This window comes from Pseudomonas sp. FP2338, from assembly GCF_030687515.1.
GTDB lineage: Bacteria > Pseudomonadota > Gammaproteobacteria > Pseudomonadales > Pseudomonadaceae > Aquipseudomonas > Aquipseudomonas salomonii.
In genome coordinates, this window is record NZ_CP117436.1 from 3,991,994 (window position 1) to 4,009,280 (window position 17,287).

Annotated in this window: 14 protein-coding genes; 10 read left to right on the forward strand and 4 right to left on the reverse strand. The window is 61.3% G+C overall.

The window, feature by feature from the left end:
- Positions 1-130: 130 nt before the first annotated feature.
- Complete coding sequence (locus PSH96_RS18010) at positions 131-292, forward strand: hypothetical protein (protein ID WP_305454162.1); 162 nt, start codon at positions 131-133, stop codon at positions 290-292.
- Here PSH96_RS18010 and PSH96_RS18015 read toward each other — a convergent pair.
- On the reverse strand, positions 289-699 hold the full coding sequence (locus PSH96_RS18015) for a hypothetical protein (protein ID WP_305454164.1): 411 nt from the start codon (positions 697-699) through the stop codon (positions 289-291). The two genes, PSH96_RS18010 and PSH96_RS18015, sit on opposite strands and share 4 nt — an antisense overlap.
- Positions 700-924: 225 nt before the next feature.
- Here PSH96_RS18015 and PSH96_RS18020 point away from each other — a divergent pair, with 225 nt between their 5' ends.
- The 3 genes from PSH96_RS18020 to PSH96_RS18030 are packed head-to-tail and all read left to right on the forward strand — an operon-like array spanning position 925 to position 6,704.
- A complete protein-coding gene (locus PSH96_RS18020) occupies positions 925-4,146 on the forward strand; it encodes an efflux RND transporter permease subunit (RefSeq protein WP_305454165.1) in 3,222 nt (1,073 codons plus the stop codon).
- Entirely contained in the window at positions 4,136-5,302 is a 1,167-nt protein-coding gene (locus PSH96_RS18025; RefSeq protein WP_305454166.1) for an efflux RND transporter periplasmic adaptor subunit, read from the forward strand. The genes PSH96_RS18020 and PSH96_RS18025 overlap by 11 nt, the downstream gene beginning before the upstream one ends.
- The gene (locus PSH96_RS18030) at positions 5,286-6,704 is read left to right on the forward strand and encodes an efflux transporter outer membrane subunit (protein ID WP_305454167.1); all 1,419 of its coding nucleotides are present in this window, start codon (positions 5,286-5,288) and stop codon (positions 6,702-6,704) included. Before PSH96_RS18025 ends, PSH96_RS18030 begins: the two co-directional genes overlap by 17 nt.
- A gap of 103 nt (positions 6,705-6,807) precedes the next feature.
- On the opposite strand, the gene PSH96_RS18035 is transcribed toward PSH96_RS18030, so the two are convergent.
- Both PSH96_RS18035 and PSH96_RS18040 read right to left on the reverse strand, forming a co-directional pair.
- Positions 6,808-8,091: a Zn-dependent hydrolase gene (locus tag PSH96_RS18035; protein WP_305454168.1), complete on the reverse strand. Its 1,284-nt coding sequence runs from the start codon at positions 8,089-8,091 to the stop codon at positions 6,808-6,810.
- 157 nt (positions 8,092-8,248) lie between these two features.
- Positions 8,249-9,736: an NCS1 family nucleobase:cation symporter-1 gene (locus PSH96_RS18040; protein ID WP_305454170.1), complete on the reverse strand. Its 1,488-nt coding sequence runs from the start codon at positions 9,734-9,736 to the stop codon at positions 8,249-8,251.
- A 592-nt stretch (positions 9,737-10,328) separates the two neighbouring features.
- Here PSH96_RS18040 and hydA point away from each other — a divergent pair.
- From hydA to preA, 3 genes are all read left to right on the forward strand, one after another.
- Positions 10,329-11,768: a dihydropyrimidinase gene (gene hydA, locus PSH96_RS18045; protein ID WP_305454171.1), complete on the forward strand. Its 1,440-nt coding sequence runs from the start codon at positions 10,329-10,331 to the stop codon at positions 11,766-11,768.
- A gap of 145 nt (positions 11,769-11,913) precedes the next feature.
- Positions 11,914-13,281: an NAD(P)-dependent oxidoreductase gene (locus PSH96_RS18050; protein WP_305454172.1), complete on the forward strand. Its 1,368-nt coding sequence runs from the start codon at positions 11,914-11,916 to the stop codon at positions 13,279-13,281.
- Positions 13,281-14,555 carry an NAD-dependent dihydropyrimidine dehydrogenase subunit PreA gene (preA, locus tag PSH96_RS18055; RefSeq protein ID WP_305454174.1) on the forward strand — a complete coding sequence of 425 codons (1,275 nt, stop codon included), beginning with the start codon at positions 13,281-13,283 and terminating at the stop codon, positions 14,553-14,555. Before PSH96_RS18050 ends, preA begins: the two co-directional genes overlap by 1 nt.
- A gap of 157 nt (positions 14,556-14,712) precedes the next feature.
- Here preA and PSH96_RS18060 read toward each other — a convergent pair whose 3' ends face one another.
- A complete protein-coding gene (locus tag PSH96_RS18060) occupies positions 14,713-15,333 on the reverse strand; it encodes a TetR/AcrR family transcriptional regulator (protein WP_065931121.1) in 621 nt (206 codons plus the stop codon).
- 188 nt (positions 15,334-15,521) lie between these two features.
- Between PSH96_RS18060 and PSH96_RS18065 the strand changes: the two genes are divergently transcribed.
- From PSH96_RS18065 to copC, 3 genes are all read left to right on the forward strand, one after another.
- Positions 15,522-16,385: a sensor domain-containing diguanylate cyclase gene (locus tag PSH96_RS18065; RefSeq protein WP_305454176.1), complete on the forward strand. Its 864-nt coding sequence runs from the start codon at positions 15,522-15,524 to the stop codon at positions 16,383-16,385.
- Positions 16,386-16,460: 75 nt separating this feature from the next.
- Positions 16,461-16,904, forward strand: a complete 444-nt coding sequence (locus PSH96_RS18070; RefSeq protein ID WP_305454178.1) for a GNAT family N-acetyltransferase — start codon at positions 16,461-16,463, stop codon at positions 16,902-16,904.
- A gap of 17 nt (positions 16,905-16,921) precedes the next feature.
- Positions 16,922-17,287, forward strand: a complete 366-nt coding sequence (copC, locus tag PSH96_RS18075; RefSeq protein WP_305454179.1) for a copper homeostasis periplasmic binding protein CopC — start codon at positions 16,922-16,924, stop codon at positions 17,285-17,287.

Below are 17,287 nucleotides of genomic sequence, written 5' to 3' on the forward strand. Positions count from 1 at the left end.
TGACAGCGCGCTGATATAGCCAACAAGTTGGACCGATTCGACCATTGGTCAATAGCACGCAACCGCCAGCTGACTAGACTGTCCATTGAGAAGACTGTGTGTGCCCCCAGCGGGGCGAAAGGAGGCCGGAATGAGCCTTGCAACAACGATTTTCATGTTGGTCTGTGGTTGGCTGGCAGTAGCCGCCGCCATGTTGTGGGGCGTGATGCGCGTAACGCGTCGGCATCACCACCCCCATGTCACACCTGTTGCACCGGCCAAGCCGCACAAGGCCGCGGTGCATCACGCCTAGCCAGGCATGCAACTGAAGTCTTGAGTCGCGGCCACTTCCTTGCCGTGACCGTCCTTGAGCACGGCACGCACGGTAGTACCCAGGCTGGATTCCACCAGCGTGTAGTGCTCACCCGCCTTGAAATTCTTGTATTCGACCCGGCCCTGGCAGTCTTGCTGGTTGTCGTCGCCCGGCTCTTCTTCAAACAGTGTCACATCCAAACGATGGTCCCCCGGCGTCACTTCAAAATAGCGGCCGTCGTCCACGCGGTGGCCGTCGACGCGCTCGGCCATCAGGTCATTTGGCGCTTCTTCCTTCAGACCGATCCACGCTTCGCTCGGGTCGGCTTTAGGGAGGGGGCCGGCGCAGGCCGACAACAACAAAACAACACCCAGTGCGGGGATCAACAACAAAGGTTTGAGTGACATGGCAGGGCTCCAAAGGGCTTCAGTTAAAAGGTTGGAAGCGATTCAACTGTATCGCCGCCGATGGGTTACAAGCTTGGAGAGCGGCCTTATGTAGAACAAATGAATACATATGAAACGATCTTCAGCCGTTAACTAAATGTTCCTTCACCTGGCTGAAAGGTGCGTGTTAGGTGGGTCGGGCAAGACTGCCGGGGTTTGCAATCCTGCTCCCTCGGAGGTTCACGCATGCTCGGGCTGGTAAAGACCGCACTGCAAAAGCCCTACACGTTTATCGTGTTGGCCATATTCATCTGCATCATCGGGCCGATGGCGGCCCTGCGAACCCCCACGGATGTTTTTCCCGATATCGGCATCCCCGTCGTCGCTGTGGTCTGGCAGTACAACGGCCTGTCGCCGGACGCCATGGCCGGTCGGGTGATCTACACCTACGAACGCTCCTTGAGCACCACCGTTAACGACATCGAACACATCGAATCGCAATCGCTGCCCGGCATGGGCATCGTCAAGATCTTCTTCCAGCCCGGCGTGGATATCCGCACCGCCAACGCCCAAGTGACGGCCGTGTCACAAACCGTGCTCAAGCAGATGCCACCGGGCATCACGCCGCCGCTGATCCTCAACTACAGCGCCTCCACGGTGCCGATCCTGCAACTGGCGTTTTCCAGCCCCAGCCTCTCGGAAGCCAAGATCCGCGACCTGGTGCAGAACAATATCCGCCTGCCCCTGAGCGCCCTGCCCGGCCTGGCCATGCCCACGCCAATGGGCGGCAAGCAACGCCAGATCACCCTCGACCTCGACCCCCAGGCGCTGGCCGCCAAAGGCTTGTCGGCACAGGACGTGGGCAACGCGCTGGCACTGCAAAACCAGATCATCCCAGTGGGTACCGCCAAACTCGGCCCCAACGAATACACGATCCTGCTTAACAACAGCCCCAAGGCGATTGATGAGCTCAACGACCTGCCGATCAAGACGGTCGACGGCGCAATCATCACCATCGGCCAGGTGGCCCACGTGCGTGACGGCTCGCCGCCGCAGACCAACATCGTGCGCGTCGACGGCCACCGTGCGGTGCTGATGCCGGCGTTGAAAAACGGCAGCATCTCTACCCTGTCGATCATCGACGGCATCCGCCAGATGCTGCCGCGCATCAACGAAACCCTGCCGCCGTCGCTGAAGACCTCACTGCTGGGCGACGCCTCGGTGTTCGTTAAACAATCGGTGGGCAGCGTGGCCCAGGAAGGCATCATTGCCGCATTGCTGACCAGTGCGATGATCCTGCTGTTCCTCGGCAGCTGGCGCTCCACCTTGATCATCGCCGCCTCGATTCCTCTGGCGGTGTTGTCGGCCATTGCATTGCTCGCGGCCACCGGGCAAACCCTCAACGTGATGACCCTCGGCGGGCTCGCGTTGGCGGTGGGGATTCTGGTGGACGATGCCACGGTGACCATCGAAAACATCAATTGGCACCTGGAACAAGGCAAGGCGGTGAAGACCGCGATCCTCGACGGCGCCGCGCAGATCGTCGGCCCGGCGTTTGTGTCGCTGCTGTGTATTTGCATCGTGTTTGTGCCGATGTTCCTGCTGCAAGGCATCGCCGGTTACCTGTTCCGGCCGATGGCGCTGGCGGTGATTTTCGCCATGGCCAGTTCGTTCATTCTCTCGCGCACCCTGGTGCCGACCCTGGCGATGTTTTTGCTCAAGCCGCACGTGCCCGAGCAAGGGCCTGGGCATCACCCGGAAGATGAGTTCATCAACCACCACGAAGGTGAACAGCACAAGAAGCCGCGCAATCGCGTGCTGCAATCGGTGCTGAATTTCCAGCAGGGTTTCGAGCGGCACTTCTCGAATATCCGCGACACCTACCACGGCCTGCTGACGCTGGCGCTGGGCGCACGCAAGCGCTTTATCGTCGGCTTCCTGGCCTGCGTGCTGGCCTCGTTCCTGCTGTTGCCAAGCCTGGGCCAGGATTTCTTCCCGGCCACCGACGCCGGTGCCCTGGCCCTGCACGTACGCTTGCCATTGGGCACGCGTATCGAAGAAAGCGCGGCGGCGTTCGACCGCATCGAAGCGCGGATTCGTAAAGTGATCCCCGCCGCAGAGCTCGACACCATCGTCGACAACATCGGCATCCCGCTCAGCGGCATCGACATGGCCTACAGCAGCAGCGGCACCATCGGCCCGCAGGATGGCGACATCCAGGTCAGCTTGAAAAAAGACCACGCGCCGACCGCCGACTACGTGAAAAAACTGCGTGAAGCCTTGCCGCAAAGCTTCCCCGGCAGCCACTTTGCGTTCCTGCCTGCCGACATCAGCAGCCAGATTCTCAACTTCGGTGCCCCGGCGCCGCTGGACGTGAAAATCTCCGGGCGCAGCGATGCTGAAAACCGCGCCTACGCCATCGAACTGGAGCGCCGCCTGCAACATATTCCGGGCATTGCCGACCTGCGCATCCAGCAGTCCACGGGCTACCCGTCGTTGCAAGTAAACGTCGACCGTATGCGCGCCAATGGCCTGGGCATCACCGAGCGTGACGTGACCAACAGCATGGTCGCCTCGCTGGCCGGCAGCTCCCAGGTGGCGCCGACGTTCTGGCTTAACCCGGCCAACGGCGTGTCCTACTCCATCGTCGCCGCCACCCCGCAATACCGCCTCGACAGCTTGCCGTCACTGGAAGCCCTGCCGGTGACCGGTGCCGATGGGCAATCGCAAATCCTCGGCGGCGTGGCGAGCATCTCCCGCGTACAAAGCCCGGCGGTGGTGACCCACTACAACATCGAACCGACCCTGGACCTGTACGCCAACGTGCAAGGCCGCGACCTCGGCGGCGTGGCCCGTGACGTGCAAAAAGTGCTGGATGACACCGCCTCCATGCGTCCCAAAGGCGCGGTGATCAGCCTGCACGGGCAGATCGATGCGCTGCATGAAGCCTTCAGCGGTCTGAGCTTCGGCCTGCTCGGCGCCGTGGTGCTGATCTACCTGCTGATCGTGGTCAACTTCCAGTCGTGGGCTGACCCGTTTGTGATCATCACTGCACTGCCGGCCGCACTGGCAGGGATTGTGTGGATGCTGTTCCTCAGCGGCACCTCGTTGTCGGTGCCGGCACTCACCGGCGCGATCCTCTGTATGGGCGTGGCCACCGCCAACTCGATCCTGGTGGTGAGCTTCTGCCGTGAACGCCTGGCCGAACATGGCGATGCGTTGAAGGCCGCCATGGAAGCCGGTTACACGCGCTTCCGCCCGGTGTGCATGACCGCCCTGGCGATGATCATCGGCATGTTGCCGCTGGCGATTTCCGAAGAGCAGAACGCCCCGCTCGGCCGCGCCGTCATCGGTGGCTTGATCTTCGCCACCATCGCCACGTTGTTGTTTGTACCCGTGGTCTTCAGCCTGGTCCACGGTCGTCACCCTACTCGCGAAGTTGCTGGAGAAACCCCACATGTCGTCTGATCACAAACCCTCGCGCAAGCGTCTGATGCTCCTGGGTGTCGGCGGCCTGACATTGGCCGCCCTGTTGGTCGCCAACGGCCTGCACGCCCGCACCACCCACGAAGAAGCGGTGACGGCCTGGACCGAAACCGCCGCCATCCCCCAGGTGATGGTGTTCCAGCCCAAGCTCAACGCAGCTGGCGATACCCTGCGCCTGCCCGCGCACCTCGACGCCTGGAGCAAGGCGCCGATTCATGCGCGGGTGAGCGGCTACCTCAAGGACTGGAAAGTCGACATCGGCAGCCAGGTAAAAGCCGGGCAGATCCTCGCCGAAATCGACAGCCCGGACCTCGACCAACAGCTGGCACAAACCCACGCCCGCCTGCTCCAGGAACAGGCCAATGCACGCCTGGCCGCAACCACCGCCACACGCTGGCAGAACCTGCTCGCCAGCCATTCGGTGTCGCGTCAGGAGGCGGATGAAAAAACCTCCAACGCCGCCGCGGCCAAAGCCAACGCCGAGGCCGCTGCTGCCGACTATGCGCGGCTGTCGGCACTGGAAAGCTACAAAACCATCCGCGCGCCGTTCGCCGGTACCATCACCGCGCGCAACACCGATATCGGCCAGTTGATCAAGGCCGATACCGACAGCGACCCGGAACTGTTCAACATCGCCGACACTCACCAACTGCGCCTGTACGTGCCGGTGCCACAGAACTACGCGTCGGTGATCCACCCAGGACTGGTAGCCGAACTGACCGTGCCCGAACACCCTGGCGAACACTTCAAGGCGCGCCTGATCGGCGACTCAACCGCCATCGACCGCCGTTCCGGCACCCTGCTTGCGCAATTCGTCGCCGACAACCCCAACGGCGAACTGCTGCCCGGTGACTACGCCGAAGCCACCCTGCCAATCCCGGCCGACACCCACGGCGTGAGCATCCCGGCCAGCGCCTTGATCTTCCGCGCCCAAGGCACCCAGGTGGCGGTGCTGGACGCGCAGAACCACGTGCACCTGCAAGACATCCACATCGGCCTGGACCTGGGCGAACGCTTGGTGATCGACCAAGGCCTTAAACCCGCCGACCGCGTGGTCGACAACCCGCCCGACGCCCTGCGCGAAGGCGATCCGGTACAACTGGCCCAAGCCGGAGGTGCGCATGCGCATAAGGTTTAACCCCCTCGCGGCGTTGGTGCTGCTGGCCTTGCAGGGCTGCTCGATGGCGCCCACCTACAAGGTGCCCGCAGTTGACCTGCCGGCCGGCTACCGCGAACAGACCAGCGATGGCCCGTGGCACAGCGCGCAACCGTCCGACCAACTGGCACCCCAATGGTGGAAGCTCTACAACGACCCGCACCTCAATGACCTGCAACAGCAACTGCTCAAGGCCAACCCTGACCTGGCGGCGGCGCTGGCGCACTTTGATGCATCCCAGGCGTATGCCAGCCAATTGCACGCTGGGCTATTCCCGCAGATCACCGCCAGCGCGCAGCCATTGCGCCAGCGGCAATCGGATTCGCGGCCGCTGCGCGGCGATACGCAGCCGTCGGTGTACAACAGCAATACCGCTGCGTTTTCGCTGAGCTACGACCTGGACCTGTGGGGCAAGATCCGCAACCAGGTCGCGGCCGGTGATGCCCAGGCGCAAGCCTCCGGGGATGACCTGGCGGTGGCGCGCCTGAGCCTGCAGCATCAGCTGGCGACCTTGTATGTGCAGCTCAACGGCCTGGATGCGCAGAGTCGGATCCTCAATAGCTCGCTGGAGGATTTCAGCCAGGCGCTGCAACTGACCCGCAGCCGATACGAAGGCCAGATTGCTTCGGAGCTGGACCTCACCCGTGCGCAAAACCAACTGGCCGAAGCCAAGGCTCAGCTGGATGAAGTGCGCGGGCAACGCAACCTCACCGAGCATGCCATTGGTGAATTGGTGGGTGTGGCGGCCAGCAACTTCACGCTGCCGCCGAGCCAGCAATTGATTGCCTTGCCGGGCATTCCATCGCAGCTGCCGAGTCACCTGCTGCAACGTCGCCCGGACATTGCGGCGGCGGAACGGCGGGTGTTTGCGGCCAATGCCAATATTGGCGTGGCCAAGGCGGCGTGGTATCCGGATTTCAGTCTCACCGGGTTGATCGGCGGGCAGACTCAAGGGGTTGGCAACCTGCTGTCTGCCGGTAACCGCTACTGGGCGCTGGGGCCGTTGGTGAATCTGCCGATCTTTGATGGTGGGCGGCTGAGCGCCAATGAGCGCCAAGCCAAGGCCGAGTTTGAAGAGGCGTCGGCGCAGTACCGTAGCCATGTGCTCAAAGCTGTGCGCGAGGTGGAAGATAACCTGGCGCAACTGCGGGATTTGCAACAGGAAGCCCAGGATGAGCAAGCGGCAGCGGACGCGGCAGAACATACGCAGTCGTTGGCGATGAACAGCTATCAGGCCGGGGCTGTGAGTTATCTGGATGTGGTCACCGCGCAGACGGCAGCGTTGCAGGCACAGCGAACCTTGCAGGCCGTGCAGACGCGGCAGTTGCAGGCGAGTGTGGGGTTAGTCACGGCGCTCGGCGGCGGCTGGCAACCCGGTGCCTGACAGCGCTCGTCAGCACAGCCAGCTCCCACATTTGGAATGTATTCACAGACCAAAATGTGGGAGCTGGCTTGTCGGGGCGCCGCATCGCTGCGATAGCACGCTATCAGGCAGCCAGTTTCCCGCTGGCAATCGCCGCCGACGCCACCACCATCGCCCGCAACAACACCGCACACCCCGCCGCCAAATCATCCGGTGCAGCATTCTCGATTTCGTTATGGCTGATGCCGCCTTCACACGGCACGAAGATCATCCCGGCCGGACCCAGTTCAGCGACAAAGATCGCGTCGTGCCCTGCCCCGCTGACAATATCCATGTTCGACAAACCCAGCCCATTCGCCGCATCGCGCACCGCGTCCACGCAACCTTTGTCGAAGTACAACGGCGGAAAGTCAGCAGTGGGTTCCAGCTCAAACGTCAGCCCATGCTTGGCACAGGTCTCGTCGATCACCTTGCGCACCTGGGCAATCATCGAATCCAGCCGCGCCGGTTCCAGGTGGCGCAAGTCCAACGTCATGCGCACTTCACCGGGGATCACGTTGCGTGAGCCTGGGTAGGCTTGCAGGCAACCGACAGTGCCGCACGCATGCGGTTGATGCCCCAACGCCGCGGCATTGACCGCAGCCACCACGGCGGCCGCGCCCACCAGAGCATCCTTGCGCAGGTGCATCGGCGTCGGCCCCGCATGCGCTTCAACGCCACGCAGTTTCAGGTCAAACCACTTCTGCCCCAATGCCCCCAGCACTACGCCGATGGTTTTCTTCTCGTCCTCAAGAATCGGGCCTTGTTCGATATGTGCTTCGAAATATGCGCCCACCTTGTGACCACTGACCGGCCGCGTGCCCGCGTAGCCAATCGCATTCAACGCATCGCCCACGCTGACGCCATCCACATCGACCTTGGCCAGGGTATCGGCCAGGGTGAACTTCTCGGCAAACACACCCGAGCCCATCATGCACGGCGGGAAGCGCGAGCCTTCTTCGTTGGTCCACACCACCACTTCCAGCGGCGCTTCGGTTTCGATCTTGAGGTCGTTGAGGGTGCGCAGCACTTCCACGCCCGCCAGCACGCCAAAGCAGCCGTCGAACTTGCCGCCGGTGGGCTGGGTGTCGATATGGCTGCCGGTCATCACCGGTGGCAGCTTGGGGTTGCGGCCAGGGCGCCGGGCGAAAATATTGCCGATGCCGTCGATGGTCACGGTGCAACCCGCGTCTTCACACCACTGCACAAACAGGTCGCGGGCCTTGCGGTCGAGGTCGGTGAGGGCCAGGCGGCACACGCCGCCCTTGGGCGTGGCACCAAGTTTGGCCAGGTCCATCAGCGACTGCCACAGGCGGTCGCGGTTGATGTGCTGATGGGTCGATTGCAGAACGTCCAGGGCAGCGTTCATGGGGATCTCCTCAGGCTGTGGTTCTTATGATTTAACTCGATCCAATGTGAACCGAGCTTGTGTGGGAGCTGGCTTGCCTGCGATTGCATCACCTCGGTTCGGCGGGAATACCGAGTCGCCTGTATCGCAGGCAAGCCAGCTCCCACAGTAGCCGTATTTACACAGGTGATTTGGCGGCGACCGGTCTGATCCTGCGCTTGGCATTCAGGCCGTAATACAACAACCCACCCAACGCCGAGCCGGTGAACCAGCCGTAGCTGTAAAACCAGCTGAACGCATCACTGCCCAGCGACAACAAGGTCAACACCACCGGCACGCCAAAGGCCACAAAGCCGCTCCAATTCCACGCCGGGTACACGTCATCGCGGTACAAACCGGCCAGGTCCAGCTGCTGTTTGCGCGTGATGAAATAGTCCACCACCATGATCCCGGCAATCGGGCCGAGCAGGCTTGAGTAGCCCAGCAACCAGTTGGAATACACGGTTTCCAGGCTTACATCCGAGACGATCAACCCAAGCTTTTTCAGCAGTTCGTGGGCCATCAATGCCAGCCCGACCAGGCCGGTGAGGATCACCGCCGTGGTGCGGTTGATCAGCTTGGGCGCGATGTTCTGGAAGTCGTTGGTGGGCGAGACGATGTTCGCCGCGGTGTTGGTGGACAAGGTGGCGATGATGATCAGCGCCATGGCGATGGCGACCCACACCGGGCTCTGGATATGCCCGATCAAGGTGACGGGGTCGGAAACGCTGACACCCACCAGTTTCACCGAGGCGGCCGTCATGATCACGCCAAGGGCAGCGAACAGGAACATGGTCAGCGGCAGGCCGAAAATCTGCCCGAGAATCTGGTCCTTCTGGCTTTTGGCGTAGCGGCTGAAGTCGGGAATATTCAGCGACAAGGTGGCCCAGAAGCCGACCATGGCCGTCAGCCCGGCCATAAAGTAACCGGTGAGGCTCGCGCCTTCAGGGCGCTTGGGTGGAATTGCCATCAATTCGCTGAGGGACACATTCGGCATCGCCCACACCAGCAAGCCAATCCCCACCGCCACCAGCAGCGGTGCCGACAAGGTTTCCAGGCGCTTGATCGACTCGGCGCCGCGCAGCACCACCCACAGGTTCAAGGTCCAGAAAATCATGAAACCGATCACTTCACCGGTGCCGCCGAGGGATTTCCAACCTTCGAAAATCGAGCCCAGGAACAGGTGAATCGCCAGCCCGCCGAACATCGTCTGGATACCAAACCAGCCACAGGCCACCAGCGCCCGGATCAGGCACGGCACGTTGGAACCGAGGATGCCGAAGGACGAACGCAACAACACCGGAAACGGAATGCCGTACTTGGTGCCCGGGAAGGCGTTAAGGGTCAGCGGGATCAGCACCACGATATTGGCCAGCAAAATCGCCATCAGCGCCTCGCCCACCGACAGCCCGAAATAGGCGGTGAGCACGCCGCCCAAGGTGTAGGTCGGCACGCAGATCGACATACCGACCCACAGCGCAGTGATGTGCCACTTGTTCCAGGTGCGTTCATGCACCTTGGTCGGTGCCATGTCGTGGTTGTAGCGCGGGCTGTCGAGGACGTCGGGGCCGGCGTCGAGTTCATACAGGCCGTTGCGTTCAATGACTTGCGATCTGTTCTGTTGCATGGCCGCTCCACGGTTTTTTTAAAATTATTGTTGCTCATCCAGCGCGTGGCGCCGGATGGCCGGAGTACCTCGTAAACAACATGACATCACGGGCTCGGCCAGCCGCCACTGCACTCAAAATCCGTGCCGACAACCGCATCTGAACCCGCACCGCTTATATAACTCGCTGATGTTTATCAGCTTTCCGATTGTGCCCCCGGTACGTGTCGCCTTACTCAGGCTAAATAACGCGAAAGTTGCCCGAACTGTCAGGACTCAATCTGGTGCAACACAATTATTTTTATTTACCCATGCCGTCAAGTGGCATGTCTCAAGCGTCTGATTTGCAATAAGAAATGTTGCTCAATTTAAGAACCTGTCAAGTGCGTCAAAATGGTGAATGGGCGCTACATTTTGGTGATATTTTGTTTTTTCCTTTTAAAATCATAAAGATAAAATCGATATAAGCTTAGGAAAAATCTTCTTGCTCATTCGAAAAACTCGGGCTAGTTTCTATTCCTGTCACCGATGACAGGATTAAACCTTGCATCGGCAAGCAGCATTACAACACTTAGAACTGGCACAAGCCGGTCAAGCCTGTGAGGAACTCGACATGTCGCTGTTGATCCGTGGCGCCACCGTAATTACCCATGATGAAAGTTACCGCGCCGATGTGTTATGCGCAGGCGGTCTAATTCGCGCTATTGGCACGAATCTGGAGGTTCCCGCCGGCACTGAAACACTCGATGGCAGTGGCCAATACTTGATGCCCGGCGGCATCGACCCGCATACGCATATGCAACTGCCCTTCATGGGCACCGTGGCCAGTGAAGACTTTTTCAGTGGCACGGCGGCGGGTCTGGCAGGTGGTACCACCTCGATCATCGACTTTGTGATTCCCAACCCGCAGCAATCGCTGATGGAGGCCTTTCATCAGTGGCGCGGCTGGGCGGAAAAATCCGCCTCGGATTACGGTTTTCACGTGGCGATCACCTGGTGGAGCGAGCAGGTGCGCGAGGAGATGGCCGAGCTGGTCAGCCACCATGGCATCAACAGCTTCAAGCACTTCATGGCTTACAAAAACGCGATCATGGCAGCGGATGACACCCTGGTCGCCAGCTTCGAACGCTGCCTGGAACTGGGCGCGGTGCCGACGGTGCACGCAGAAAACGGCGAGCTGGTGTATCACCTGCAACGCAAGCTGATGGCCCAGGGCATTACCGGGCCGGAAGCGCATCCGCTGTCGCGTCCGTCCCAGGTGGAAGGTGAGGCAGCCAGCCGCGCCATTCGCATCGCCGAGACCATCGGCACGCCGTTGTATCTGGTGCATGTGTCAACAAAGGAAGCACTGGATGAAATCACCTACGCCCGTGGCAAAGGCCAGCCGGTCTACGGCGAAGTGCTGGCCGGGCACCTGTTGCTGGATGACAGCGTGTACCAGCACCCCGACTGGCAAACCGCCGCCGGTTACGTGATGAGCCCGCCGTTCCGCCCACGTGGGCATCAGGAAGCACTCTGGCACGGCTTGCAGTCCGGCAACCTGCACACCACCGCCACCGACCACTGCTGCTTCTGCGCCGAGCAAAAAGCCGCCGGCCGTGACGACTTCAGCAAGATCCCCAACGGCACCGCCGGTATCGAAGACCGCATGGCGCTGCTGTGGCACGAAGGCGTGAACACCGGGCGCTTGTCGATGCAGGAGTTCGTTGCGCTGACGTCGACCAACACCGCGAAGATCTTCAATCTCTACCCGCGCAAAGGCGCGATCCGCGTGGGTGCCGATGCAGACCTGGTGCTGTGGGACCCCGAGGGCACGCGCACGATCTCGGCCAAGACCCACCATCAGAAAGTCGACTTCAACATCTTCGAAGGCAAGACCGTGCGCGGCGTGCCGAGCCACACCATCAGCCAGGGCAAGCTGGTGTGGGCCGACGGTGATTTGCGCGCCGAGCGCGGTGCCGGGCGGTATGTGGAACGGCCCGCGTATCCGGCGGTGTTTGAGCAGTTGAGCAAGCGGGCCGAGCATTCCAGGCCCACTGCCGTAAAGCGCTGAGACCGCTATCGCAGGCAAGCCAGCTCCCACATGTTGATGTGCGAACACATTCAAATGTGGGAGCTGGCTTGCCTGCGATGAGGCCGGTACAAGCAACAAAAATGCCCGCCAGAGGCAATCCCAAAAAAACCGTGAGGCCAAAACCGTGATCCAGACCCTGACCCACCTCCCCCATCCCCATGAAGATGGGCCGACACTCGCCAGCCACTTCACCGACCTGGCGCCGCCTCTCAACGCCCGCCAGGCCCAACTGGAAGCCTCGCGCTGCCTGTATTGCTACGACGCGCCGTGCGTGAATGCGTGCCCCAGCGAAATCGATATCCCGTCGTTCATCCGCAATATCCACACCGAGAACGTGCAAGGCGCCGCGCAGAAAATCCTCTCGGCCAATATCCTCGGCGGCAGCTGCGCTCGCGTGTGCCCCACCGAGATCCTGTGCCAGCAAGCCTGCGTGCGTAACAACGCCGAAGAATGCGCGCCGGTGCTGATCGGCCTGTTGCAGCGCTACGCCATCGACAACGCGCACTTTCGCGAACACCCGTTCCAGCGCGCGGCACCCACGGGTAAACGTATCGCCGTGGTCGGCGCCGGGCCTGCGGGCTTGGCCTGCGCCCACCGCGCCGCCCTGCATGGCCATGACGTGGTGATTTTCGAAGCTCGGGAAAAAGCCGGCGGCCTGAATGAATACGGGATCGCCAAGTACAAGCTGGTGGATGATTTTGCCCAGAAGGAGCTGGATTTCCTCCTGCAGATCGGCGGCATCGAGATCCGCCATGGCCAGCGCCTGGGTGGCAACCTGACGTTGAGCGAACTGCACCAGCAATTCGACTCGGTATTTTTAGGCCTGGGCCTCGACGCCAGCAAACAGCTGGGCTTGCCCCATGAAGACGCGCCCGGCCTGCTCGCCGCCACCGACTATATACGCGAACTGCGCCAGGCCGATGACCTCAGTCAACTGCCCTTGGCCGACCGCTGCATCGTGCTCGGTGCCGGCAATACCGCCATCGACATGGCCGTGCAAATGGCCCGCCTGGGCGCCCGCGATGTCAACCTGGTGTACCGCCGTGGCCTGGCCGATATGGGCGCCACGCACCATGAACAAGAGATCGCCAAGGCCAATCAGGTGCGGCTGCTGACCTGGGCTCAACCGGATGAAGTGTTGCTGGATGATCAAGGCCGTGTGCGCGGCATGCGCTTTTTGCGCACGCACATGGAAAACGGTCGCCTGCACCCCACTGGCGAGACCTTTGAACTGGCCTGCGACGCCATCTTCAAAGCCATCGGCCAGGGTTTTGACAACGAGGCGCTGCACGATCCGTTGGCCCAGCAACTGCACCGCGTGGGCGAACGCATCTTCGTCGACGAACAGCTGCAAACCAGCATCCCGGGCATCTATGCCGGTGGCGATTGCGTCAGCCTCGGCCAGGACCTCACCGTGCAGGCGGTGCAACACGGCAAGCTGGCCGCCGAGGCCATGCACGCCCAACTCATGCTGAACGTGGAGGCTGCGTAATGGCCGATCTCTCGATTGTATTCGCCGGTATCAAAGCCCCCAACCCGTTCTGGCTGGCCTCCGCGCCGCCCACCGACAAAGCCTACAACGTGGTCCGCGCCTTCGAAGCCGGCTGGGGCGGCGTGGTCTGGAAAACCCTCGGGGAAGACCCGGCGGCGGTCAACGTCTCGTCACGTTACTCAGCGCACTACGGTGCCAACCGTGAAGTACTGGGTATCAACAATATCGAACTGATCACCGACCGATCCCTGGAGATCAATCTCAAGGAAATCACCCAGGTGAAAAAGGACTGGCCCGACCGCGCACTGATCGTGTCGCTGATGGTGCCGTGTGTTGAAGAGTCCTGGAAAAACATCCTGCCGTTGGTGGAGGCCACCGGCTGCGATGGTATCGAGCTGAACTTCGGCTGCCCCCACGGCATGCCCGAGCGCGGCATGGGCGCAGCGGTCGGCCAGGTGCCGGAGTACGTGGAACAGGTGACGCGCTGGTGCAAGACGTACTGCTCGCTGCCGGTGATCGTCAAACTCACGCCGAATATCACCGACATTCGCGTGGCGGCACGGGCGGCGTACCGCGGCGGCGCGGATGCGGTGTCGTTGATCAACACCATCAACTCCATCACCAGTGTGGACCTGGAACGCATGGTCGCCCTGCCGGTGGTCGGCACGCAAAGTACCCATGGCGGTTATTGCGGCTCGGCGGTCAAGCCGATTGCGTTGAACATGGTCGCCGAAATCGCCCGCGACCCGCAGACCCAAGGGCTGCCGATCTGCGGCATCGGCGGCATCGGCAATTGGCGTGATGCGGCGGAATTTGTCGCCCTGGGCTGCGGCGCGGTGCAGGTGTGCACGGCGGCGATGCTGCATGGGTTTCGGATTGTGGAAGAGATGAAGGACGGGCTGTCGCGGTGGATGGACAGCCAGGGTTACGCCAACCTGCAGGCCTTTTCCGGGCGGGCGGTGGGCAATACCACGGATTGGAAGTACCTGGACATCAACTATCAGGTGATTGCCAATATTGATCAGGAGGCCTGCATTGGCTGTGGGCGTTGCCATATTGCCTGTGAGGACACCTCACACCAGGCGATTGCCAGCTTGAAACAGGCGGATGGCACGCATAAATACGAGGTGATCGATGATGAGTGCGTCGGCTGCAATTTGTGCCAGATCACCTGCCCGGTGGCCGATTGCATCGAGATGGTGCCAATAGAAACGGGCAAGCCGTTTTTGAACTGGACGCAGGATCCGCGCAATCCTTACCGCGAAGCTGTGTAAGTTACCTTTTGTGGCGAGGGAGCTTGCTCCCGCTGGAGTGCGAAGCACTCCCAAATCAGCAACTGAGCTGTATCTGAATAATCTCGGTTGACTGTATTGGGGCTGCTGCGCAGCCCAACGGGAGCAAGCTCCCTCGCCACAAAGCCCGATAAGACTTCTACGGCTCCAAGCCAATCCCACGCAAAATCACACTGGTCACCGTCTGAATCGCCTTCTCGAACTGCCTGTCCGACAACGGCTGGTGATCATTCAAGATCTTCACCTGATGATCAAAATCCGCATAGTGCTGGGTCGAGGCCCAAATCATATACAGCAGGCTCGACGGCTCCACCGGCAGGATGCGTTTGTCTTCCACCCACTGCCGAATTTTCGCCTCCTTCATCTTGGCCCAGTCGTACAGGCTTTCATCCAGCGCCTCACCGAGTGTCGGCGCGCCGTGGATGATTTCATTCGCCCAGACTTTCGAACCATAGGGCCGCGTGCGTGAGCGCTGCATCTTGGCGCGGATATAACTGCTGAGCACCACCCGTGGGTCGTCGAAGGTTTCAAAGCTCAACGCATCCTGCTTCCACAGGTCCAGCAGGTCGAACAGCACGGCGCTGTACAATTCGCTTTTGGTGCTGAAGTAGTAATGCAGGTTGGAGCGCGGCAATTGCACTTCTTCGGCAATGTCGGCCATGGCGGTGCTGCCATAGCCCTTCTCGGCGAAGACTTTCTCCGCCGCCAACAGGATTTTCTCGACGTTGCTGCGCCGGATGCCGATCTTGTGATTGCCCATGGATGGTGGAGCCCCAGTCACTTTTAAATACAATTCATTTTCAAGCATCACATCATGAACCGCTTCATTAGGCTACACGCCGTTGATCGCGTGATCAGCGCCTGCGCCGCAAAGCCCGCAGTATTCCAAGGCGTCAGCCTGCGTGATCGGGCTATGATCGGCGCATCTGAACCGGACGCCCCAGACCTATGGCCGTTGACCTGCACGCCCTCTACCCGAAATTGATCCACCTGATGCTGGACACGGTCTTCGTGGTCGACAGTGACAACCTGATCGTGTTTGTCAGCGATGCCTGCGAAACCCTGCTCGGTTACCGCGCCGATGAACTGACCGGCACGCCCATTACCGACTACATGCACCCCGAAGACCTGGCGCGCACGCGGGCCTCGATTGTGCGGGTCATGAATGGCCGGCCCCATGTGGACTTTCGCAACCGCTATCTGCGCAAGGATGGCAGCGTGGTGCACATTCTGTGGGCAGCCTTCTGGTCCGAAGAGGTCGGCGCGCGCATCGGCGTGGCGCGGGACGTGACGGCCCTCACCCAGGCCGAGGAGGAACTGCGCTTCCTCGCCCACCATGACCCATTGACGGCCCTCACCAACCGCTCGTTGTTCAACGATGGCCTGGCGTCGGCCCTGCACACCGCACAGCGTGATAACACCCGGCTGGCATTGCTGTTTCTGGACGTCAATGACTTCAAGGGCATCAACGATGTGCATGGCCACGCCGTGGGCGACCGCGTGCTCTGCGTGATTGCACGGCGGCTGGAACGCTGCGTGCGGGAAAGCGACCTGGTGGCGCGCATGGGCGGTGATGAATTCACGGTGTTGCTGACCGACGTGCAGTCACACGAAGCGGTTAGCAGCAAAGTGGCGCAGATACTCGCGGCCATGGCCGAGCCGTTGGGCGCTGAGTTTGGCCCGGTCAAGATGCCGTCGTGCAGTGTGGGCGTGGCGTTTTACCCGGCCGACGGCGCAGACGCCGATACCCTGCTCAGCCACGCAGACAGCGATATGTACCGGATAAAAAGGCTGCGGTTGGCCGCCAAGTGATGAAACTTCCTACGTGAACCTTTCCCGCCAAAAACGGATTGGTTAGGATCGCGGTCCACTTGAAGGATCATTGCAATGACTATTCGACCTCGCGTGGCCGCCGACGACCCGGTGCTGGGAGCACTGTGGGAGCGCTCGGTGCGGGCCACCCATGACTTCCTCCCCGAGGATGACATTCAGCGTTTGCTGCCACTGGTGCGCGACACCTACCTGCCAATGCCGGCCCTCGACGTGTGGGTGTATGAAGACCACCACGGCATCGCCGGTTTTATCGGTACTGGCGGGCATAACGTCGAAATGCTGTTTATCGACCCCGAGCGCCGTGGCCAGGGCGTCGGCCGCCAATTGCTCGACCACGCCCGCGCCCGTCACGACACGCTGACCGTGGACGTCAACGAACAAAACCCGCAGGCCGTGGGTTTCTACCGGCATTATGGTTTTATCCAGGTCGCGCGCTCGCCGCTGGATGGCGAAGGCAAACCCTTTCCCTTGTTGCACATGGCGTTACCTACTCCCTGACTTGAAGGTACTGAACAATGTTGATCAAGAAAGCCCTGACCACCGTCACCCTGCTCGCCTCCCTGCTGGGTGCCTCGGCAGCATTCGCCCACGCCCACCTTAAAAGTTCCACACCGGCGGCCGACAGCACGGTTACCGCGCCTGCCGACCTGCGCCTGACCTTCAGCGAAGGCGTCGAAGCCACCTTCACCAAAGTGTCCCTGAGCAAAGACGGCACCGAAGTCGCCATCAAAGGCCTGGAAACCCCGGACGCCGACAAGAAAACCCTGGTCGTCACACCTGCCGCGCCGCTGGCGGCCGGCAACTACAAGGTGGTGTGGAACGCCGTCTCGGTCGACACCCACAAGAGCAACGGTGAATACAGCTTCAAGGTCGGCCAATAA